General features: G+C 36.4%; 28 protein-coding genes and 1 pseudogene. 1 reads left to right on the top strand and 28 read right to left on the bottom strand.

Going from position 1 to position 18464, the window contains the following annotated elements; all coding sequences use genetic code 11:
* Positions 1-4 precede the first annotated feature (4 nt).
* The 28 genes and pseudogenes from ACUXEY_RS16285 to ACUXEY_RS16150 form a co-directional block, all read right to left on the bottom strand.
* On the bottom strand, positions 5-1294 hold the full coding sequence (locus ACUXEY_RS16285) for a PBSX family phage terminase large subunit (RefSeq protein WP_461301172.1): 1290 nt from the start codon (positions 1292-1294) through the stop codon (positions 5-7).
* Entirely contained in the window at positions 1294-2181 is an 888-nt protein-coding gene (locus tag ACUXEY_RS16280; RefSeq protein WP_461301112.1) for a terminase small subunit, read from the bottom strand. Before ACUXEY_RS16280 ends, ACUXEY_RS16285 begins: the two co-directional genes overlap by 1 nt.
* Before the next feature lie 78 nt (positions 2182-2259).
* The gene (locus ACUXEY_RS16275) at positions 2260-2916 is read right to left on the bottom strand and encodes a hypothetical protein (protein ID WP_461301111.1); all 657 of its coding nucleotides are present in this window, start codon (positions 2914-2916) and stop codon (positions 2260-2262) included.
* A gap of 163 nt (positions 2917-3079) precedes the next feature.
* On the bottom strand, positions 3080-3847 hold the full coding sequence (locus ACUXEY_RS16270; protein ID WP_461301110.1) for a hypothetical protein: 768 nt from the start codon (positions 3845-3847) through the stop codon (positions 3080-3082).
* Between the two features lie 404 nt (positions 3848-4251).
* Positions 4252-4620 (bottom strand): ArpU family phage packaging/lysis transcriptional regulator, encoded by a 369-nt coding sequence (locus tag ACUXEY_RS16265; protein WP_461301109.1) that lies wholly within the window; start codon positions 4618-4620, stop codon positions 4252-4254.
* Positions 4621-4664: 44 nt separating this feature from the next.
* Positions 4665-4898, bottom strand: a complete 234-nt coding sequence (locus ACUXEY_RS16260) for a hypothetical protein (protein WP_461301108.1) — start codon at positions 4896-4898, stop codon at positions 4665-4667.
* A gap of 106 nt (positions 4899-5004) precedes the next feature.
* Positions 5005-6510 carry a DNA (cytosine-5-)-methyltransferase gene (dcm, locus tag ACUXEY_RS16255; RefSeq protein WP_461301107.1) on the bottom strand — a complete coding sequence of 502 codons (1506 nt, stop codon included), beginning with the start codon at positions 6508-6510 and terminating at the stop codon, positions 5005-5007.
* Between the two features lie 316 nt (positions 6511-6826).
* On the bottom strand, positions 6827-7015 hold the full coding sequence (locus ACUXEY_RS16250) for a hypothetical protein (protein ID WP_461301178.1): 189 nt from the start codon (positions 7013-7015) through the stop codon (positions 6827-6829).
* A gap of 40 nt (positions 7016-7055) precedes the next feature.
* Positions 7056-7784, bottom strand: coding sequence for a sigma-70 family RNA polymerase sigma factor (locus tag ACUXEY_RS16245; RefSeq protein ID WP_461301106.1), 729 nt, complete (start codon positions 7782-7784; stop codon positions 7056-7058).
* A complete protein-coding gene (locus tag ACUXEY_RS16240; protein WP_461301105.1) occupies positions 7777-8178 on the bottom strand; it encodes a hypothetical protein in 402 nt (133 codons plus the stop codon). Before ACUXEY_RS16240 ends, ACUXEY_RS16245 begins: the two co-directional genes overlap by 8 nt.
* A gap of 9 nt (positions 8179-8187) precedes the next feature.
* The gene (locus tag ACUXEY_RS16235) at positions 8188-8886 is read right to left on the bottom strand and encodes a hypothetical protein (protein ID WP_461301171.1); all 699 of its coding nucleotides are present in this window, start codon (positions 8884-8886) and stop codon (positions 8188-8190) included.
* Positions 8887-8919: 33 nt separating this feature from the next.
* Positions 8920-9135 (bottom strand): annotated as a pseudogene (locus ACUXEY_RS16230) (hypothetical protein); the annotation flags it as partial.
* 18 nt (positions 9136-9153) lie between these two features.
* On the bottom strand, positions 9154-9885 hold the full coding sequence (locus tag ACUXEY_RS16225; RefSeq protein ID WP_461301104.1) for a 2-methylcitrate dehydratase: 732 nt from the start codon (positions 9883-9885) through the stop codon (positions 9154-9156).
* A gap of 18 nt (positions 9886-9903) precedes the next feature.
* Complete coding sequence (locus ACUXEY_RS16220; protein ID WP_461301103.1) at positions 9904-10344, bottom strand: DUF1064 domain-containing protein; 441 nt, start codon at positions 10342-10344, stop codon at positions 9904-9906.
* A complete protein-coding gene (locus ACUXEY_RS16215; protein ID WP_461301102.1) occupies positions 10341-10856 on the bottom strand; it encodes a dUTP diphosphatase in 516 nt (171 codons plus the stop codon). Before ACUXEY_RS16215 ends, ACUXEY_RS16220 begins: the two co-directional genes overlap by 4 nt.
* Before the next feature lie 561 nt (positions 10857-11417).
* Positions 11418-11864, bottom strand: a complete 447-nt coding sequence (locus ACUXEY_RS16210) for an MFS transporter (protein ID WP_461301101.1) — start codon at positions 11862-11864, stop codon at positions 11418-11420.
* 15 nt (positions 11865-11879) lie between these two features.
* Complete coding sequence (locus ACUXEY_RS16205; RefSeq protein WP_461301100.1) at positions 11880-12362, bottom strand: YpiB family protein; 483 nt, start codon at positions 12360-12362, stop codon at positions 11880-11882.
* Positions 12343-12531, bottom strand: coding sequence for a hypothetical protein (locus tag ACUXEY_RS16200; RefSeq protein WP_461301099.1), 189 nt, complete (start codon positions 12529-12531; stop codon positions 12343-12345). Before ACUXEY_RS16200 ends, ACUXEY_RS16205 begins: the two co-directional genes overlap by 20 nt.
* 5 nt (positions 12532-12536) lie before the next feature.
* The gene (locus ACUXEY_RS16195) at positions 12537-13346 is read right to left on the bottom strand and encodes an ATP-binding protein (protein ID WP_461301098.1); all 810 of its coding nucleotides are present in this window, start codon (positions 13344-13346) and stop codon (positions 12537-12539) included.
* Positions 13300-14265: a DnaD domain-containing protein gene (locus ACUXEY_RS16190; RefSeq protein WP_461301097.1), complete on the bottom strand. Its 966-nt coding sequence runs from the start codon at positions 14263-14265 to the stop codon at positions 13300-13302. Before ACUXEY_RS16190 ends, ACUXEY_RS16195 begins: the two co-directional genes overlap by 47 nt.
* Before the next feature lie 171 nt (positions 14266-14436).
* Positions 14437-15243, bottom strand: a complete 807-nt coding sequence (recT, locus tag ACUXEY_RS16185; protein ID WP_098151050.1) for a recombination protein RecT — start codon at positions 15241-15243, stop codon at positions 14437-14439.
* 15 nt (positions 15244-15258) lie between these two features.
* Positions 15259-16194 (bottom strand): YqaJ viral recombinase family nuclease, encoded by a 936-nt coding sequence (locus ACUXEY_RS16180; RefSeq protein WP_461301096.1) that lies wholly within the window; start codon positions 16192-16194, stop codon positions 15259-15261.
* 73 nt (positions 16195-16267) lie between these two features.
* Positions 16268-16585: a hypothetical protein gene (locus ACUXEY_RS16175; protein ID WP_098151052.1), complete on the bottom strand. Its 318-nt coding sequence runs from the start codon at positions 16583-16585 to the stop codon at positions 16268-16270.
* A complete protein-coding gene (locus tag ACUXEY_RS16170) occupies positions 16585-16803 on the bottom strand; it encodes a YqaI family protein (RefSeq protein WP_098151053.1) in 219 nt (72 codons plus the stop codon). The genes ACUXEY_RS16175 and ACUXEY_RS16170 overlap by 1 nt, the downstream gene beginning before the upstream one ends.
* A complete protein-coding gene (locus ACUXEY_RS16165; RefSeq protein WP_461301095.1) occupies positions 16804-17124 on the bottom strand; it encodes a hypothetical protein in 321 nt (106 codons plus the stop codon). It abuts the gene before it with no gap.
* Positions 17121-17288 carry a hypothetical protein gene (locus ACUXEY_RS16160; RefSeq protein WP_461301177.1) on the bottom strand — a complete coding sequence of 56 codons (168 nt, stop codon included), beginning with the start codon at positions 17286-17288 and terminating at the stop codon, positions 17121-17123. Before ACUXEY_RS16160 ends, ACUXEY_RS16165 begins: the two co-directional genes overlap by 4 nt.
* Positions 17289-17298: 10 nt before the next feature.
* Entirely contained in the window at positions 17299-17568 is a 270-nt protein-coding gene (locus tag ACUXEY_RS16155; RefSeq protein ID WP_098903829.1) for a helix-turn-helix domain-containing protein, read from the bottom strand.
* Between the two features lie 76 nt (positions 17569-17644).
* Positions 17645-17845, bottom strand: coding sequence for a helix-turn-helix transcriptional regulator (locus tag ACUXEY_RS16150; RefSeq protein ID WP_098903830.1), 201 nt, complete (start codon positions 17843-17845; stop codon positions 17645-17647).
* 243 nt (positions 17846-18088) lie between these two features.
* On the opposite strand from ACUXEY_RS16150, the gene ACUXEY_RS16145 reads away from it, so the two are divergent.
* Entirely contained in the window at positions 18089-18457 is a 369-nt protein-coding gene (locus ACUXEY_RS16145) for a helix-turn-helix domain-containing protein (protein ID WP_098903831.1), read from the top strand.
* Positions 18458-18464: the final 7 nt, after the last annotated feature.

Genomic DNA, 18464 nt, shown 5'->3' with positions numbered 1-18464 from the left:
CCTCCTAGAATACACGTTCAAATGCACTAGCATGACTCAGCTCTTTCAAGTCAGATACTTCATAACCATCTAAGCCATACCAGATAGCAGAAAAAGTATGTGGATCTATATTAAATTCATCCAAGATGATGTTTCCGTTTTTATCTTTTTTATATGTTAAATTCTTGAGTTCTCGTTTCATATTCGGGCAAGCAGTGGAGCAGAATATTTTCTTAAATCGCTTTACCTTCTTGGTATTTGCTAATCGTGAGCCTTGGAATTTCTTAGCACCGCTCATTTCAAATCCTTTTTGCCTGAAGTACGCGATTGTTTTCGGCTCTGCACTATCCGCTTTAATCTGTTCACCTGATTCTTTAAATTCGATTAAATCTTTTGCAGTTTGTGGATCAGTCTGCTTATTTTTGTAGTACTCCCAATACAAGTAAAGGTACTTTTTCTCATGGTCAATCGCCATACGTACCACAGCGTTATATGATGTTTCAAAACCGAAGTCCATTCCAACGCGGAGCATCAATTTGCGCTGGTTCTTTATGATTTCATCCATCTTTTCAGCGTCCATCATTTCGAACTGCGGTAATACTTTCACACCATTCACACCAAATTTACCGTATCTCGCAACGCGGTGCAGGTCTGGATCATATTCTTTCGTTTCATCCAATTCATCGATGTAGGATTGAGGTAAGAATAAATTATCATCCGCTGTACTGTGATGGTAATACGTATCCTTTACAACAACCGTTTGTTTCTCGTAAAGATCCTCATCATCTAACACAATTCGCTCATTCGCTTCATCCTTAAAGAAATGCAAAAAGACCCAGTTATCGACACTAACAGGGTTTGTTGAGAGAATCATGTGTAGTTTTAACGATGGATGACGCATACGTTTCTTCACTTCTTTAAAGCCCTCATATTTGATTTCTGATGCTTCTTCTAGCCACACCATTGATACATTATGAACAGATTTTATTTTTTCTGGCTTATCCATACCGCGGAAAATGATTACACTTCCGTTTAGGAATTTGATTTTCATTGGTGATTCAGTTGGTCGAATGGAATCCGATAAGCCTAAATCTTCAATGATATCTACAAAAAGAGCGAAGCAGCTCTCTTTAATGGTCTCGTATACTTCACGTATCACAAGACATTTGCGCTTCTCTTCCAATAGCTTTAAAACGATTTTTAACGCGACATGATAACTTTTAGATGATCCATAACCGCCAACAAGAAAGTAATTTTTATGATTCCAATCGAACAGAAAGTCTTCAAAACGAGGATTCACTTCTTTTTCAACAATCATGATCGCTCACTCTTTCTGGTGATTTTAATCTCGATTGGTTCATTCTTTCCTTTTCCGGATAGCTTTTCTGTCTCAGCGTTAGCTTTCTTTATCTGCGCATCATGCATCTCTTTTTCCATCTTGTGACGCTCTTCTTCAATTTTCCGTTTGAAGTTATCAGGCACTAAATCGAAGTACAACGCCAGTTTATCAAGTGCTCTCATCTTGTCAGCAAGCTTGATAGACACGCCTTCTTTGCCCTTTTTTACTTCCGCAATGATAGAGCCATCAACCATATCAGATTCATTAAAATCAACATAACTAATGGTTCTCATAACTGGTTTTCCGTCTTCATCTTTTACAGGTCCAAACGGCCCCATAACTTCTACTTCTCTTTGTCCAAAGGTTACGTAATTCGTAATATCCGCAAAAGCAATCTTAATGTACTCATTCAATACATCCATCGCTTCCACAAATATATTCTCTACCATTTCACCTTTAATCTCACGAATGTACGATGCTACACGTTCTCTTCTCAGTAACCGGCTACTCGTTACATGCGCGCTACTTTTGGCATAACCAGCTTTCAATGCAGCTTGCGTACCGTTAAAATACTTTACGTAATACAAACAAAAGAGCCGTTCTTGTTCAGTCAGCTCTTTATCATCTAGCATCTTTTTTAACTTGGCTTTTGTCTTGGGATTTTTAACATTAGTAACGCTCCTTTTCGCAATAGTAACGTTACCTTTTAATTGTTCGTCCCATTTATCTTGTGATTTCCACTTTCTAATTTGAGATGGCTTTAAGTTTAATTCCTTTGCAATCTCAACAAGTGGCTTCTCACCATTACTTGCTTTGTATATTTCGAATGCTTTATCACGGTCTGGACTACGCTGTCTCGCCATTTACATTTCACCTGCCACCTCACGTTCGGATTTGTTTTGTACAAATTAAAAAGCAACCATCTGGTTGCTTTTTAATAATCAATTTACTAATCCCTTTACTTTTCCAGGTAGTAAATGTTTAAATAGAACATTATCTGCTTCATTTTCATATACCTTTAATTTCTGATAGCCTTCTTTATAAACAGTAGCTGAATAATGAATAAAATTCTCCAACAAACGAATATCTTCACCATTTCCAAAGTTTTTTATATTCCCTGATATAAAATGTTCATATCTCCGCATTTCTTCAATAAACTTCTCTAATATTTCTTTCTCTTCTTTAATTAAATATATTGCTATTACTTTATAGGATTTATCTAATTCCAAAAAATCTTCTTCTAATAATCTCGCTTTTTCATTAGTTAAATTGATAAATCTATTTTTTGATTCTTCAGTTATATACACTGTAGTGTAATCTCGCTTTGGCGGTTGATGATGTGGGTCCTTTTCTTTCAAATTTAAGGTTTTCAGCAATTCAAAATTGCCTTTTTCAGAGCAAAAATATTCCATACTTTTCATTGCTACTGCTGATTTTTGACGAAAATCATTTAAAGCTTCTACCTTCATTTTCAAGAAAAATTCCGCATACCAACGATTATCTTGTTTTTTATTATTAAAATACATAACAATTAAGGTGCTAATGCTTGTTATAAAGGCAACTACGATTGCTGATTCTCCTGGGGTTATACTGGTCAAATGAAGCTCTCCTTCCACAAAGTAATTACCAAACCATTTTATCCCATTATAAATCTCATTTCCATTATAATTATATATAAAAATTTATACTTCTTTTGAAACTAGCGGATCCATACTTAATTCGGTAAGAAGCGCAAAAGAAAAAGCACTCTAAATGAACGCCTTAACTTTCCGATTGATTAAAATACTTGTTATAAACATCTTTATCTAGCTTTTCTGCTACACCTATATAAATATTATTCATAGTAACATCATCAATTTCTTCGCCTGTTTTATTTTCTTCTTTGACTCTTTTCCATTCGGATTTAAGTACTACTTGATAGAAAAAACCTAAGTCATCTATTGCATCTGTCATCCACGCATAATTAAATTCAGTACCATTAAATCTCTCCAAGGATTTAACAATTTGAACCTGCAGTTTTCTAATCTCTATACAAATAGGCTCAGTAGGGTTTAATAAGAAATAGATATGATTACCTATGTACATCATCTCGTTAAGTCTTTCAATCATTTTTTCTTCAACAACTTTACGTTGTTCACTTTTTAATTCGCTAACACCACTCATTTGACGGTATACATTCTCCATTTTATGTTCTTCACTTGTTAAATTTCTAATATCACTTACTTGAAGGTTTACATTCTTGACGAACGCACTAAAATTATCCCTCATAGTATTTATCCATTTTACCCTCTCAGTACTAATTGCATCGATGTATCGTTTTTGTTTCAAAGCTTCAAGATTTTGTGTTCCTAGACTCTCTGTAATATCATTGGTACTTCTTGCTGTTTTATATGACATATAACTAGCAAACGCTACACCCGCCAGTGAAACTATAGCGGTAATAAGTGCCATTAGCGAAGTCATTTGAGCATTTTTTGCAGCTGTTTCTGCAGCGATTTTTGCAGCTTCCAATGTCGTCTGTGGATTCATTTAATCCCCCTCTTTCTATAATCTCGATTCTATACATTATACTAAATTTATGGATTAAAATATATAAAGAGATGTATTATGTCACCAATCAACCTAGCAAATATACCAGGCTCAATAAGAAACATAAAAGCCACGGCATTTATGTACCGTGGCTGAAAGTATAAATGTAATTGGTCTTTTCGTCCTTTTTGCGGATTCTTACCGCCCATGCCCGTTCTCCGGTAACGTTTTGATAAAGGGGCTATGATCATTGATTATGAGCGCATAGATACGTTATCCCCACATTATGCTCTTTTCGAAGAACAATTAACTGTAGGAATATCGTACCTCTGATTCCAATGTAAAAAGGTACCCAATTCACTGCCCAAAATACTGCCCTGAATGGTACCCCAAAACTTTCATTTTTATATCATGTTTAACGCTCTTGCAAAATTGATAATTCCTGACTTCCTTTTCCGATAAAACTTACCTTCTTTCATACCTAAAGTAATAGCCAGGTAATCATTATTCAACTCTTTACCGCTCATATATTTTGCTTCCAGCACCCTTTGCTCATCTTCATCCAGCGCTTCTTCAAATGCCCTTTTCAATTGTTTGTATCTTATTTCATCCTGCGTACTCTTTCTAAGCTCTGGAAACATCAATTCTGCTCCAAATTCCGTCCGTTCTTGAATATTTTTAAATTTCACTTTCAGCACACGGTAATCTCGTAACTCTTCTATCACGAAAGGCCGTATTTCCTTTTCATTTACATATCTAGAAGGTTGATTCATACGATACGGTTCCCCTCCGCTCGATCTACTTATTTATCAAAAAATTATTCTATCGAATTCTCAATTTCATATTTCTTTGTTTTACCAATACGGATTGCATCTTGAATAGTAAGTAAGCTGGAGCTTCCAATCATTTTTCTTTTCCCTTTATAATACAACCTGTATCTCGGATGCTTTGCATAGCCTAGACTTTTACCCCTTTTCTTGTATTCCAGCCTTATTACTCCACCATCAGGATATCTGTATATGGATCGTGACTTTTCGTGTTCAGCGCTCATTTCCTTCTCTCCCTTGAATAAAACTTAATATTACGTCAATACTGTAGACAACCCATTTCGATCCATATTCCATGATTGGAGCAGTTAGCTTTTGCTATCTGCTCTTTTATACCAATCTCTTTGCTATTTCATAAATGACTGGCACAGTCACTGAGTTTCCTGCCTGTTTATAAAGCTGACTATTAGAATTTACTTCAGCAGCCTTATTAAACGCCCAATCAGGGAATCCTTGTAATCTCCAACATTCTCTTGGTGTTAATCTACGAATTCTATATGGATTGCAATCTACTAAATACTGACCTGCTTTATCGTTTAAATTACCTCCACCTGCCATTAGTGTTCTTGCAATTCCATTAGGATCGTAAACTCTACGGGAAAAATCATTATATCCCTTTAAATCCAACATTCCAGCCAATTTACATTCATTCACTTTGTTTACAGGTTGAATAATTTTCTCATCTGCTGATGTACTCGTTAATGTTGGTGCTAGTCCATCCACATGATAAACCCGCCCAGCCTTTTCATATTCATTTGGTTTCTCAATAAACTCAGTAATACTTGCATCGAATGTATTATTTTCTATATTTAATACTTTTTTTAATTTGAACCATATATCTGCATCAGGAATAGAAAAACACTGATCACCTCTAAACCAATGTTCTACAGTTGTCTTTTTTACTTCTAATTCATCAGCAATTTGTTTAATGCTTTTCCCACTACTAACCTTAGATTTTTTTAATAATCGTTTTAGACCATCTATATCAACTTCATACTTCCTAACTGTCACAGGCATTTCGATGTTATATTGAATGATCTTCGGTTCTTGCCCACCACCTTGCATTGTAGTAAGACAAGGAGAAAGCCCTTCTGTTCCATAAACTCTTCTTATTTGATCTTTCCCCTTAATATCAAGCATACCTACAACATTCACTTTTTCGTCATGCTGTTCACGTTCAAGAATATACGATCCTGTCCCGTTTGCTTGTCCTGTTCTTGTTGTGAGTGTATTGGCGTATGCTTGTTGTCCTTGTACATCACTAACCTCTCTGTAGCTGTTTCCGATAGGAAATACTTCTCGTCTACTGTGTCTTCGAGAATGTCCAACAATAAACACCCTCTCGCGGTTTTGCGGGACTGGATTTGGTCCAATATCTTTGCTGTTAAGTACTTGCCATTCCGCATCATACCCCAATTCATCAAGCGTGGTGAGGATTGTTCTAAATGTGTTCCCCCCGTCGTGATTGAGTAGGCCTTTGACGTTCTCAAGGAGTAAATATTGTGGTTGGATTTCTTTGGCGAATCTAGCAATTTCAAAGAACAAAGTTCCTCTAGTTTCTGCGAATCCCAATCGTTTTCCAGCGATACTAAAGGCTTGGCAAGGGAATCCTCCACAGATAACATCGACTGTTCCTCTAAATAATCGAAGATCGTTGTCTGTAACGGTTGTAATGTCATGTGCCGTCCACTCTCCTTTTGTATTATGAATTGCTTCGTATGATTTCCTAGCAAACTTGTCCCATTCTACATATCCAAGGCACTTATGTCCTGCCTGTTCCATGCCCATTCTAAAACCGCCAATTCCTGCAAATAAGTCTATAAAAGTAAGACTCATCCTCTCACCTCGTTTTCTACTCAAATAACGATTTCGTAGAATTTTTAAAAATTTATATATACTTATAATTAATAATTAGTTATACTATGAAAGTTCCTAACAGTCAGTAATATGGAATCGACAATTGCAACAACTTTACTGACTTGAGTCCTAGCATTTTAAACTAGGACTTTTTATTTTGTTTACACTCGCATTCGTGTAGCCACTCATCGCACTTATTGCAACAGCAATCACAATTCTCTATATTTCTATCACACTGACTGCAATACTCAATCACTTCATAAATCATGTTGATTCCTCCAATCAGATAGAGATTTTATTGAGCTTTCATTTCATCATTTTTCATTTCTTTCAGTTGCTCCATTTCCTTCTTTACTGATTCATCTAACATTCTTCTTTGCATAGCTGCTTTTTTGTTTTCTTCAGCTCTAAAACCAAAGTACATTAGCGTACATGTAACCATTGAACCTACAATGAATCCTAGAAAGCATCCTAACCAAAACATAATATAACTCCACCTTTCTGTATAAGATTCAAAATTGGTACTACTTTGCAACTCCCTGAGCTTTCCCAAAAGCTGCAGCTCTTTGATTGATCTGTTTTAAAATCCGACTAATTTGAGTTTGAGTAACTCCAACTTTCTTCCCAATACTTTCTTGAGACATATGATTTGAATACATATCCCATACAATCATTTCTCGATCTGGTAATGTCTGAACAAAAGAACCAACTATTATTGCATGTTCAACTTTCTCAGTTTCATTCTCTGAACGTTCATCAATTAGCATCTGTTCAAGTGTTAAATCGGTATCTCCACTTCCTGTTGAAAATGCTAATTCATTTAAAGAACTTGGAATTTGTTGATATTGCAAAGCTTCTTCTACATCCTCAACAGATACGCCTAATTTTTGACTGATGATCTCTGGTTTTTCTTCTGTTAATTTCCCTCTAATAATTCTACCTTTCAAGTAAAATATTTCTCTTGCAATCTTCACTTTTTGATTAGCTATAATTGCCCTGGTAGTTTCTCCATGCATTTTCGGAATCGCTAAAGTGGAGAATTTGCATCCATATGCTGGATTAAAGTCTTCTCTTGCTTTAAGTAACCCAATCATGCCACATTGAATTAAATCCTCTATTTCTAATCCCGTATTACTTTTAATCGATTCTAAATTTGAACCGTATTTTCGCCAAACGAAATTATAAACTAGCTTTTTATATTTCTTCACAAACTCATCATCCGACATGGCTTTCACATCAACTATTTCAGGCATTCGCTCCACCCCTTTTGATTTCTCTCATATTGGTAGGCCCTTTCCATTTCCCTTCACTTTCCCACTTCTTTTTAAGCTTTCCAACATAGGTAAAGCTGCGATCATACATAATGCTGATTTCCTTATCTGGAATTCCCTGTTTATTTAAACCTCTTACGATTTCAGGTGTTAATCCAACTGGAATTCTCTTTCTTGGCCCACCGTTCTTTTTTGGTTGTGTATCAAAATACCTACCCAACTGGCGTAATTTATCACCAGTCGGGCATGCTTTACATTCATTAACACTAAAACTTTCGTTGGATGAGCGATTATAATAACAACGTCTGCATTTCTGGTCGATAATGTCACCAATTTGGTATGTGATCTCTTTTCGTTCTTCTTTTGTCAGTTTCATACCGTTCACCTACAAAACTACTTTGAGCGCCATACCAAGCGCTTGTGTTTTTCCTTGCAGCTCAATACGATGCTTTCTTTCCATCTCTGCTGTTTCATTTGCAGCACCAACTTGGATATGCATTTTTCGTAGGTCATGCTCTAGTTCATGGTTCTTTTCCGTAATCGCATTAAATTCGTTAAGTAATGTGTTGTAATCCTCATCACGAGATTGGAGCTGATTTTGTGATAACCTTAATGCATCTTCCGTTTCAAATCGTAATTTTGTTTCTGCGAATAAATCTTGCGCTAATTTTTCTTTTATACCTTTTAATTCCTCATACATTTTTGATACTTCACGTAACTCTTTTTGCAGTACATCTTTTTCATCAAGAATGCCATTTAATCGCTCTTTCCAAGAAACATCTAGCGTTTCTACTTTCTCGATATGCTCAATAACTACTGGTTTTAATTCTGGCGGTTCAATTTTCGTTTCCTCAACGTTTTGAGGTTGTGGTGATGGTTTTGTATTATGAGGTTTCTTCGATACGCCTACACGCTTATTAGGCGTTCTGTTTGCTTCACGTCTTTTAGAAACGTGATAATACAAATTACCTTCTGTTACTCCAAACTCTGCTCCGATTTTCCCCCAAGTCCATTTCTTTTCATCAGAAGCACGTAATTTTTCAGCAGTCGCACATATTTGATCCCAATTTCTTTGTTCAGCCATATGTTCCGTTCTCCCCTCAAGTAGGCTTTCGCCTAATGTTTTTAGTTTTTTACCGATTTCACAATTCTCAGCGCACCAAGAAGTTTTATGGTTCGTGCTCGTATTACTGTATTTCGGAACCTTCGTACAGCCTTTGCACTGGTCATCCTGTATATTTAAAATCCTAAGTCGGACCTTACGTTTTTCAGTTTTGTTCAATCCATCACCCCATATGAGATTGAAAGGCAGGTAGTACAACGAACTTTTCATACTACCAACCTACTTTTATTAGTCTTCTAATTTTTCATCGAAAGGCTTATCCTCATCTGCAGGTTCACTTTCTTCAGAAGATTGCGATTCTTTTTCTTGCACCTGTTCTTCTTCCATTACAACCGTTTCTTCTGTCTCTGTTTCTTCCTTCGGTTTCTCTTCTGCCTTTGGCTGCTCTGCTACATCAGGCTGCTTCTCTTTCCATTCGTGCCATTTAATCGCTAATGGAGCGACACGCTTGCGGTACTCATCAATCACCTCAATAATTTGTCCTGATGACATATTAAGTTCATTCGCAAGCTTCAAGTAAGACTCACCTTCCAGACGGCGTTTCACGATTTCAGGCATTTTATTTGGCATTCCATCAAAGCTTGGTGCTAAGCCACTTGTAATGAACTCATCAACGATTTCACGATCCGCTTGTTCTTTCTCTTCGCGAGTTTGAATCTTTTCTTCAGGGATATCAAAGTCAGCTTCTAACTGCTCAAATGATGGTTTCACCTCTTGCACGATACCTTTATCATCAACTTCATACTGCGTTACAGGCTCGTTTGTTTTCGTGTTAATTGTTACATTAAAACTAACTTGCATGGACTCCAATGCAATTAACACTTTTGTATCAATCAGATCAGATAAAGCATCCAATTTACCTTTTAACGATAAATCTGATACTTCCAACACAATTTCTTTCTTACCATCCGCTTTAAGATTTACTTTCTTTAAAGTTGGTTTGAATTCGATGTATGACATATAATCCGCTCCCTTTATTTAGCTTATTTTTTTGCTTTTTAGCTTTTTTGCTTCCCTACGCATTTTCTTCAGCTCATCAAGATACATAAAATGATAAATTGGCTTTTTGTTCTTTTGCCTTGTTTTATATCCAATTAGAACAAGTGACAAGTGCGGAAATTTATACTCAAACATTTTCTTTTTAATATTAAAAGTGTCCGTTTCTACACCTTTTACATCAATGACTTCTACATCACCATTTGGCAAATAGATCATGAAGTCTGCCTTATATGTAATTGCATCAAATCGTTTGCCATTCTTTTTAAAGCCTGGTTGTAATACAAACGCTGGTTGGAATTCAATTGACTGAATTTCCCCTGCAGCTTGCCGTTCTTTTAACAACTCATAATATTTAGACTCAGCTTCTGAATCAAACTCACGACCATCTAACTCAACTTTCTTATTGTTGTACTTACTCAATATCCATCATCCTGACGTTGATGATTTACTTTGTTTTTTTCCAGATATGCTTGCTCAATTTCTTCATGAGTAAAGCCGAGGTGTTTTGTTCCTAATTCCATAAACAAATTAAAAACTATTTCAACATCATCTGCTATTTGCAATTTACTGCCTGAATAATTGTGTGCTGTATCCCACATTTCTCCTACGTAATAAAATAGCTTGTTAAATGTTCCAACCATTGTTTTTTCCGTTTCATCTTCGCAACGAAATTCTATTGTGACATCCAACTGATTACTAATACTTAAAATAAAATGTAATCCATCCACAAACTCTGTCAGAATGGTTTCTCTATCACTTGGTCCTTTATTACTCCAATGTTTAAAACAGCGTGTTTCATTTGCTAATTCAGCGATTTCTACTTGAAGCGCCAAAATTAAATTACTAACTAAGTTTTGATCTTCTAAGCCATGTTGCTTAATAATCCGATTATCAAGTATCTTTTGTAATCCACTTAATTTTGCGATATTCATTATTTTCTTTCCCCTTTCGCTTCACTGATCAGTAAAGTGATTTCATAAACACCATTTATCAAACATTCCATGTTTCTTCACCCCTTGAATATTTTTTCAATAAAAATACATACTATTTTCAAGCCGCCGTATCCACGGCTAATACTTCTTTCTTTTGTTACAGCAGAAGCAGGTAGGTTCTTAACTTATCTGCTTTTCCTGTATATTTTTTTTAATATCGAAAATAATACCAACAAGCTGTTTGAACTAGCAGCTTCACTCTTCTCGTAATGGGAATGCAATTTATCACAATTAGCTAATCCATTCGACTCACTGGCAGACAACCAAATTTGTTGTCTGCTTTTTGTATGGAATTTTTCATTTTACATATACTACTTTTGAGCCTGTTACCAATGCAAGCCATTTGGTGTTTTGAATTCCGACTAAGCTTTTTTGTTGCATAGATTATTACATCTTTGACAACACTGTTTTAAAGCGCGTTTTCTGGTTATTCGTAGTTCTAATCCAGAATAATTTTTCTCCTATAAAGGACGGCAGGTACCACTGCTCGTCCTTTTTTACTTATACCGCATACTCTCCCTTCTGGTAGCTTCGAACCACATTCCCCTCATCATCGTAATAAGCAATTTCCCAATGAGGGTGGCAGTTATGCTTCTCAAGTTCCCCATCGAACAAAACGAACAAATTAGTTTTCCAGTTTCCAACGATCGTACCCCACATGCCAGCTACGTTTACTCGCATACCCATGTAAGCAAAGTGTAGGTTGCGGTAATTCTGCATTTTCTTGAAAGCTTTTTCCGCACTGTACATACGCTTGATGTCAAAAACGCCTTCGTTCTCGCACTTTACAAACTTCATGAATTCAACCATTGGCATCGTTAGAAACTTTGTTCTGAACTTTTGCCAATATAGGAATCTTGCTTTTCCTTCCGTTTCTGCTACTACAAATTCTTCATTTGGCCAGTGTTCGAAAATGGTTGTGAGTTTGTATTTGTAAAGAACCGCCATCCCTTCATCTCCCCCTTAATTTGCAATCAACTTACGGAAAAGTTCTTCGTTTCTTGTGTCCAGTGCATGGTCGATGAGGTTATATTTAATCAACTGATTAATTTCATCATGATCTTCCCCGTCAATATGCGTTTCAATGGAGCATTCATCATCTTCAAGCACTTCCATGTATAACGGCTCTTTGTACTTACCTTTGAAATTGATTTGAATATAAATCGGAGCATCGTTTGCATTGAAATGGTTATATGCAGCTATTCCTTCCGTACCAGTTAGATTCGGTTTATAAAATGCAAACGTGTTGCCTTCTGAAAATGCTGCTGAAATCTCAATGCCATACGGGTATTTCTTTGCGTTTTCAACAAATTGAATTCTGTCTGAAAACCTTAGATACTTTTTAAATGTGTAGATCAGCTTAAAACCTTCTTCTCCTTTTTTAAAAATGTGTCTTAGAAGAAATTCCATAAACTCAAGCTTTTTCTCAACCGACACGTTGCTCATGCAGTAACCCCCTTTTCGCTCCTTCAAATTTTTCTATCCAAGCATCCCAATTTTCTTTTTGCGTTGCTGCTTGCTGCTCTGCTACCTCACAATTACAACCCTCAATCGTTATCATCCCAGGATAAATTTCTTTATGAACTACGCCAGTGTTACTGCATTTCATGCACATTTTCTTCACTCCTTCTCACGATAATCTTCGCCTTCTACAGCGATTAAATAATGTTTACTCATTCCAAACAAACGACTCTTTGCTGCATAACCAATCTTTTCAGGCAATGTTTCATCATCTTCATTCGAGCTGTATAAAATCGGTAAATTATGACGATACCGATAATCAATAATTTGATAGTAGAGGTTCTCTTTCGCTTCTGACCATTTTGACTTCCCTAAGTCATCCCAGATGAGGACCTCTACTTGTTTTGCGTGGTTTAACAATCGGTTAAATTCTTTCTTATCATCGTTCATCATCTTGGCCGCAATGAGATCATCCATAAAAGTTCCGTCTGATATGAGCAGTACGCTATACCCTCGCTTCATGAGATACTTTGCTGCGGCAACTTGAAGATGTGTTTTACCAAGTCCAAAACTATTATGTTCCCTCTTCGCTTGTGCTCGCTTTGCTGGCTCTAATTGCTTAATTCGTAACTCTCCAAATGTCGCTACAAAACCTAAGCTATTTTGTTTTGTCTCTTTGATCTGTTTAAAATAATGCAGATACTCCACCATCGTTTTGTAGAGAAGCTTTTGTTGCTCTGTTTCTCTTTTGTACGAATCGAAACGAGCATCTGTAAATTCTTCTGGAATCATCGCGTTTTTCAATCTGCGCTCCATTACTCGTTGCGCTTTGCACTCACAATCTTTTTGCATAGACACTCGCATACCAAACTGATTTACTTCTTCGTAAAAAACTACTTCTGAATCCTGACATTTTAAACATCTATACTCGTTTAATGAAGCTTGGCATGTTGCGTTCTCGGCTTGCATTTTCTTCCTCATAGCTTCTGCCCGTACCATAACCTCTGCCAGTGCGTGTCCTACGTGTTGCATTTCCTACACCACCTCTTTGGTTTTTATAATCCTCATCAAGCTTGATTACATCTGCCAATGTTTTCACGTTGCTTTTTTGCCAGTTCATTAAAATCTTTCGAATGTATGCCCATCTTGGAGCATTTTCATCTATCGCTTTATCAACCGCTCTATTTACTAAGTCACTACCAAACGAATCACAAAACTCTCCTAACTCCTGCTCTGCAATTACACTTAATGGAATGCTATTTTTCATTAGGTGTTCTAAGCTATTCTTAAACTGTGGATCAATTAACGGATGATGGTTATCATCATCATCTATATCTGTAGTAATCTCTGTAGTAATCTCTGTATTTGTCCTTACTTCTAAGTTAGGAGGGTCATTACTTTGAAGTAAGGAGGGTGGTGACTTTGAAGTAATGAGGGTATTTACTTCTAAGTCATCAGGGTCCTCATTCACTTGTTGATACATGGCAGATATCTTTTTAATTTCTGAAGCTACTGGCTCAACAAACATCACATTATTTAAAACTTTTCCATCTACATGGATAGTACGAAATTCAATTTTTATAAGAAACATATCCGTTAGTAAATCACACGCTCTTTTTACTTGTAGTTTTGTAAATCCAAAAGTATCAGCCAACTGTTGATAATTTTTTTGTAATTTATCAGCCTTAAATTTTTTCTTATACGTGACTTTTCCGTTTATTTCATCACGTATAACTGTAGGCCTATACCAGTAAACTATTTCACTTAAAACCATAATGGCTACAATATGTGGTTTCCCATTACTGAAAGTGATGCGAGTAAACCATTCATGATCTACCACATTTCCTTTTAGGTTTAAACCTCCAATTTCAGATACAGCATTGCTCATGCCGTCTACCCCCTTGTGCAAATCGCGATGTAAGACTCATTTTCCTTAATGACTTTCTCTATTCGATAACCTGGATATCCAGTTTGTATATAACGTGCAATAGACTGTTTTAAATCATCTTTTGATTGTGCCCTCTCCCACAATTTGCGAGAGAGTAGCACCTTTGATTTGTTATTCACCTTCAATCACGAATTCTGCTTGTCCATTACCTTCAGCTGATTGATCTACTTCAATTGGATCAGCTTCAATGAATTCTGGTTCTTCCGTGATATCTTTGCGAACCACTTCGTCATGCTGGGCTTGTGACTGCACTTCAATGCTAATTGGTAAGTATTTAAACATGTAACGAACCACTGTTTTCTTTGCCATTTCCTCATAATCTGTTTTCCACGGGCTATAGTTGGAATTTGCCGAAGCTGAACGCCCTCTTCGTTTTTCAATTTCACTCTTTGGCATAAATTCCATTTGATGCCCACCATCTTTGAAATGTGCGACTGCATACGCTCCAATAAACTCACCACGATCACCAAATGACGGTTTATGCTTCAGTTGAGGGTGTAAGCCTAACTCGTATTCAAACTCATCATTTTCATACACCGCATGTGCATAGATGCTTTGAATGTGGCCAGAACGTCTGGCTAAATCAATCATGCCTTTATATCCGATAATGAAAGTCGCTTCACTCTTGTATGGCAAGATATAGCAATGTCCTAGCAACCCAGGTTCAAGCCCTAACTGTACGGCTTGCATAACAGCCCCCATAAGCGATGGTACTTTGCATTCAAGTAACTTTGGATTTGTACGAATCGTTGTTAATGCAATTCGGCTCATACGATCCATGCTCATATGCTTTGGTAATACTTCCGCAAAACGTGGAGCCATCTTTTTCATGTACGCTTCTACTGTTTGTTCAGGCGTTACTGGCGCACTTGCTTTACGACCTGCTAATTGATTTTTAACTTTTTCATTAGTTGCCATTGTTTATTTCCTCCCTTATTTAACTGTAAATTTTCTTGATTTAGATTCTTTAACATACTGCTCATATAAATCAGGATGATCTGCTTTAAATCGCTTGCTATCAAAACGATTTGTAATGTATGACTTCCAAAAAACTTTGTAGTTTTCAGTTCCACCAGCTTCACTTGTACCAAGCTTTGCTTTGATTTTGTTTTCGTACTCTGCCTTTTGCTTTTGCAACACTTTAATCTCTCTATCCACTTGATCACGAGCTTCAATGAGAAGTTCTTCTTGCTTGCCTAAACTTACAAAGCTATCTGTAATGGATTCTGGATATAAGTGTTTTAATAAATCTGTTGATGCATCCGAACCATCAAACATTGGCGGCTCATTCTTCTCAACATTGTTGAGCCAGAAGTCTTTTTCAATATCGATAAGGTACTGGATCAATTCCTCATCGCGTTCAATTTTTTTATGAACAAATTTGTTGCCACCGATGAGTACCGCAATCCACCATGCTTCATATCCAGTTACGGCCATATAATGTTGACACTGTAAGAGATAAGCTGCTGGAACTTCTTCATCTTCCCATTCTTTTTTTAAATATTCCGACGCCGTTTTGCATTCAAGTCCGATTTTCTCGCCAACAATTAATCGATCCACATTTGCTAACATCCACGGATATTCAGGATGCTGAAGAATAGCATTTCTACGTTGAACTTTTAAATCTGTACGTTTGGTAAATTCTTTTGCAACTACTTCTTCTAAAACGTTGCCGAAGTATGCCGATTCACTTTGTATATCTTCTTTTTCAATCGCTTGTGTTTTTTCAAGGAACACTTGAACCGCTGATTTCCATTTATTTAAACCTGCAATTGCAGAAACATCTGAGCCACCAATCCCTTGTGTACGTGCTTGCAACCACTGATCGTGGTCCATATTGAGTGTATTTACCAATACTTTTGCTTGCATGTTCTATTCACTCTCTTTCCGTGATATACTAGCTATAACTTATCTTTTTAAAGGCCCATTGCCGTGGGCTTTTTTATTTTTGTGCCGGAAGTATCTTTCCGTAAGGGAAGCTGTACCAATTGAAACTAATGCCTTCATGTGCGATGAACTTCTTCCAACTATCAAGTACAACCAATGTTCCAAGTAACTGTTCATTCACAAAGATATCTAAATTAATTTTTAGACCTTCTTCATCAAGAAAAGTCGCTTGAACACTTACTTCAATATCGTGTGATGCTATGATTGATTTCCGAATTATCTGCTCAATACTTTCAAATTCATCTCCTTCTACTACATGAAGCCCAACCATCAAATCATTTTCACCTTTGACTTTAAAATTGTAAGTTCCCATCACTCTTCACCTGCCCTTTTCTTCTCAAATCCAAGCTCCGTAATCATGTAATCCATGATGTTTTCTCTCAAAATTACTTCACCATCTGGTGCGATTAAGAACTCATCACCTGGCAGAATTTCATTACCTAATGCATCCTCAATTGGATGGTCTATCATTTGTTCTTGTGGATCCGCTTTTCCGTATCCGTTGTGCATCGCCATCGGGTTATCTATCATCTAACTCACCTCCTCGCAAAGAGTTATGTAATGCGCTCTTTCTACCAAATCCGCATTTATTCCCTGACTCTTTAACCGCTTAATCACCTTTAGAATGTTTTTACGATCCCTTTCACGTTCTACATCGTGCTTTTCTTTCGCTCGATACAGTGCTGCGAGTTCTCTTCTTGCCAGGCGCGCTTCCTTTACCCACTCACGCAATAACTTTTCATCATGTGTTCTTAGTGCTTCAATTTGCTTCTGCTCACAATGTTTCAAAAATGAATCTAACGTTTGTTTCTTTTGTACATCCTTTTGTAGAACTGGTACTGTAATGTTCATATTCTTTTCACCTTCCTTAATTGCTGATTTTCTTGCTTCAGCTGTTCTTTCTCGTTGATAAGCTTTGCAAATATATCTAATAGCGCTACGCCACCCACGAATGACACGATAACCACCGCTGTTATAAAAAGGCTGAATGTACTTTCAACCAACATCGCTTCCACTAAATCCCTCCTATACGATTTTTTCAGCTTGCTTTTCCATCCAGTCATAAAATTTATGAGTGATAATCATCCAACGTTTCCCTTCTCTAAATGCCGGGAAACCATCAGTTTTAACAATTTCATACATTCTGTTCTTACCTACTCCCAGAATCTCCATCGCTTCTTCCAATGTAAGTACCGGCTTTTGATGATTCGATTGCGACTGTTGATTTTGAAGAAGTTCCATTAATGGCTGAATTGCTTTTGTTACCGCTTGTTGGATTTGTTCTTCGATAGTCATTTTCTTTTGCTCCTCTCAAAATATAAGTAACAAGTGATTTTGTACTTCTCATTCTATAAGTTTGAGAAAATTGGACTTACGTTCCTAAAAAAAGAATGAAAACATCTTCCTCTAATACTTGAGCCAGTTGTAATGCATCACCTAGTGTTGGAGTCGCATAGCCTGTTTCCCAATTACTTATTACTGTTTTCTTTTTATTTATCTGCTTTCCTAATGCTTCTTGTGTTAATTTTTTACGTTTGCGAGCATTGATTAAATTATGTCGTTTCTTTCCCACGATGACACCTCCTAAAATCCAACTTATTTGGACTTCTTGTGTTCATTATATATCCAATAAATTTGGATTGTCAACAATATTATTTGAGTTTCTTGTACTTTTATTCATAAATACAAAAACTAAAACAAAACCATTGAAAAAACTAATGCAAAAGTATTGCAAACAAAGTACAATTTAATTGTACTTTTATTTAGCCAATTATTTTTTTCTAATTTGGAGAATATATATTAGCGGGGTGATTTTATGACTACTTTGGGACAGAGGATAAAAGAAACCAGAAAAAAACGTGGCTTAACTCAAGATGGCTTAGCGTTAAAAATTAAAGAGAAAATGAATGCAGAAATTAAAATGAATAAAACCACAATTTCTAATTATGAGACTAGTTATAGTTCTCCTTCTAATGAACTTCTAGTTATAATCGCAGATGTCTTGAATGTATCAGCTGACTTCTTATTAGGAAGATCTGACGATCCAGAGTTAAATGCAGTTCAGTATACTGAATTAAGAAAAGAATTCAATGAACTAATTGATGTGTTAGAAAAAATGCCAAAAGAGAAACAAGATATGTTATTGGATATGATGAAGGCTGCTGTGGGCCCAAATAAAAAATGATTGTCAG

Source organism: Bacillus sp. F9_6S_D1_P_5 (genome assembly GCF_054823925.1).
This window is presented reverse-complemented; position numbering and strand designations above follow the sequence as displayed.